Genomic DNA, 2,395 nt, shown 5'->3' on the forward strand with positions numbered 1-2,395 from the left:
GTTCGTCGTATTCTGCCTCGGCCTCCATCGTGGCGATCTTCTGGCCGTGGCGCGGGTGTTCCATGTAGATCAGGGGCACAGGTCGCCTCCAGGTTGCTGGCGCAGGTACATGTGGAAGTTGCCCGGGTACGACTTGTCCGCGCTGTGGTGGTCAAGCTGCAGGTCCGGCACGAGCCAGGCATCGCCGCCGCATTCTTCCCAGCGCCGGCAGAAGGCGTAGTCCTCGCCCCACCACACGCCCTTGTGCGCGCCGTGGTTGAACAGATCCACGCTCAGGCGGTACTTCTCGCCGTAGCACAGATCCGGGTAGGAGGTCATAAAACGGTCCACAGCGGCCGTAGTGACCTTGAGGAACCCTGCGGGCAAGAGTCGCGCTTTGATCGCGCCATCGGCCCGTACAACGGGCGTGCCGGCAGGCGTGCTGTGGATGGTGCCCATGTAGGACACCTCGTCAGCCTTGAACCGATAGGTGCCGCCGACGACGTCACCCGGGGTTTCAATGAGCGTAAGCAGATCGGCTGGCCGCCAAGACAGGTCGTGGTCGATGAACACGATCACGTCTGCCTTGGCGTCCAGCGCTTTGCGCAGCATGGTTGCCCGTGCCGCGCTGATGTACGGGTTGCCCACCTCGTTGACCATACCCTCGTCCCAGCCAGCGGCTTTGATGAGGGGGATGGACGCCTCCAGACTGTCCAAGCACTGCTGGTACGGGCGTTTGATGGTCGGAACGCAGAAGACAACCTTGGCCATGTGTCAGTGACGGCTTACGCCGCGCCCTTCCACAGGCCAACGCCGGTCAGCGTTGCGCTGACTTCGGCGGCCCAGGCAGCGAGGTTGGAAGCCACGCTGATGTAGGACGACGCCGATACAACGGACGCAGCTTGGATGGCCGCAGCGCGTTGGGTGGTCGGCGTGGTGCCGTAGAAACCGATGGAGCCGGTTGCCGACGGCTGGACCTTGACGGGCTGACCCGAGCGACCGACGTTCAGGGTTTCGGCGGTGTTACCGTCGCCGATCTGTTCGCCATCACCGATCTTTGGAGCTTCGAGACTGGATGCAGACATGATGTTCCTCTCTGCCGCTTACGCGGCACCTTTCCACAGGCCGAGGCCCGTGAGAGTGGCATTCACCTCGGCGGCCCACGCCGCAAGGTTGCTGCCGACAGTGATGTACGACGAGGCGCTGACGACAGAAGCCGCCTGCACCGCTGCCGCACGCTGAGTGACGGGCGTCGCGCCGTAGAACGCGATCTTGCCACCGGCACTGGGGAGTGCCCCCAGTGCGCAGTCGTCAAGATCCTGGTCCGTGAACGCTACACCAATGGGCTTGGTGAAGGACATGGTGGATCACCCCCAGAGACGGACAGCCATCTGCGGCCGGATCACGCTGTAGCCGTACAGCACATCGATACGACACGGCATGCGGTCGTTGTTGATGTCGTACTGGCGCACGATCCGCATGCTGATCCCGTTGTGGACCTTGCGCGAGGCCATGTCCACGCCGTTGGGCAGCAGCAGGTCCGCCGTGGCGAACGTGATGGCGTCCTTGTGGTAGATCAGGTTCTGCGGGTACTGCGTGGAGGCAGAGCCGAGGAACGTGACCGTCTTGCCGGACACCGGGAACGAGTCCACCGTTGCGAGCGCCTGACCCGAGGTGTAGATCGCCGGGCTCACGCTGACGGTGTACGCGCCAGCCACCGCGGTGGCATCCGCCGTCGCCACGAACTGCTGCAGGGCGCCAGTGGACTCGCGGGTCTGCGGGTTCACGGCGTAGCAGTCAGCGATGGTGAAGACGTCGCCCTTCTTGATGGTCTGCGTGCCGGTGCCGGTGATGGCAATCGTCGTCGCCCCTTGGGTTGAGACGGTCGTCGTCACGGTATGGGCGCCAGTGCGCGTGCCCGTGGTGTGCTGCTTGATGGACTGCGACATGTTGATCTCGTCGTAGCCCAGCACACCCTCGCCCATCATGCCGTTTTTGAACTGGCGGGAGATGGTTGAGGTCGGGTTGAACAGGCCCTTCATGCCTTCCACCAAGCCGGCGTTGGCAGCGGGGTTCACCGTCGCGTAGCGCGGCGACATCAGCGCAGCCGACTCGTTGAGCTTCTGTTGGCCCTGCAGCAGCACCAGGCTGGTAGCAGGCGTCGTGCCGGGGGTGCCGACCGACTGGAAGATGCTCTGGAACGAGTTGGCGACGTCGGCGTCGATGCTGGCCGCAAGCTGCGACACGCGCGGCTTGAGGATGCGGTCAGCGAAGTCGTCCAACGACAGAGCCATTTCGGCGGAGGTGAAGTTCACGCCGATGTGCTTCTGCGAGGCGACGGTCAGCGTGGTGTACTGCTCGTTGACCTCTTGGACGCCCAGCGCGGCGCCGTTGGTGACCAGTGCGCGATCCGGCA

Annotated in this window: 4 protein-coding genes; all 4 read right to left on the bottom strand. The window is 64.2% G+C overall.

Annotated features, from left to right (window positions below):
* Window positions 1–69 precede the first annotated feature (69 nt).
* Window positions 70–750 (bottom strand): hypothetical protein, encoded by a 681-nt coding sequence (locus tag ACOVRJ_RS04550; RefSeq protein WP_422042711.1) that lies wholly within the window; start codon window positions 748–750, stop codon window positions 70–72.
* Window positions 751–764: 14 nt separating this feature from the next.
* Window positions 765–1,064, bottom strand: coding sequence for a hypothetical protein (locus ACOVRJ_RS04555; protein WP_422042712.1), 300 nt, complete (start codon window positions 1,062–1,064; stop codon window positions 765–767).
* 18 nt (window positions 1,065–1,082) lie between these two features.
* Window positions 1,083–1,340, bottom strand: a complete 258-nt coding sequence (locus tag ACOVRJ_RS04560) for a hypothetical protein (protein WP_422042713.1) — start codon at window positions 1,338–1,340, stop codon at window positions 1,083–1,085.
* A gap of 6 nt (window positions 1,341–1,346) precedes the next feature.
* The coding region (locus ACOVRJ_RS04565) for a P22 phage major capsid protein family protein (RefSeq protein WP_422042714.1) at window positions 1,347–2,395 on the bottom strand (1,049 nt) is incomplete at its 5' end.

The organism is Roseateles sp. (assembly GCF_049240545.1).
Classification (GTDB): domain Bacteria; phylum Pseudomonadota; class Gammaproteobacteria; order Burkholderiales; family Burkholderiaceae_C; genus Paucibacter_A.

Excerpts from the sequence above, each read along its gene's own strand:
- ACOVRJ_RS04550 (WP_422042711.1), bottom strand. The coding sequence starts at position 750 with ATGGCCAAGGTTGTCTTCTGCGTTCCGACCATCAAACGCCCGTACCAG.
- ACOVRJ_RS04555 (WP_422042712.1), bottom strand. The coding sequence starts at position 1,064 with ATGTCTGCATCCAGTCTCGAAGCTCCAAAGATCGGTGATGGCGAACAG.
- ACOVRJ_RS04560 (WP_422042713.1), bottom strand. The coding sequence starts at position 1,340 with ATGTCCTTCACCAAGCCCATTGGTGTAGCGTTCACGGACCAGGATCTT.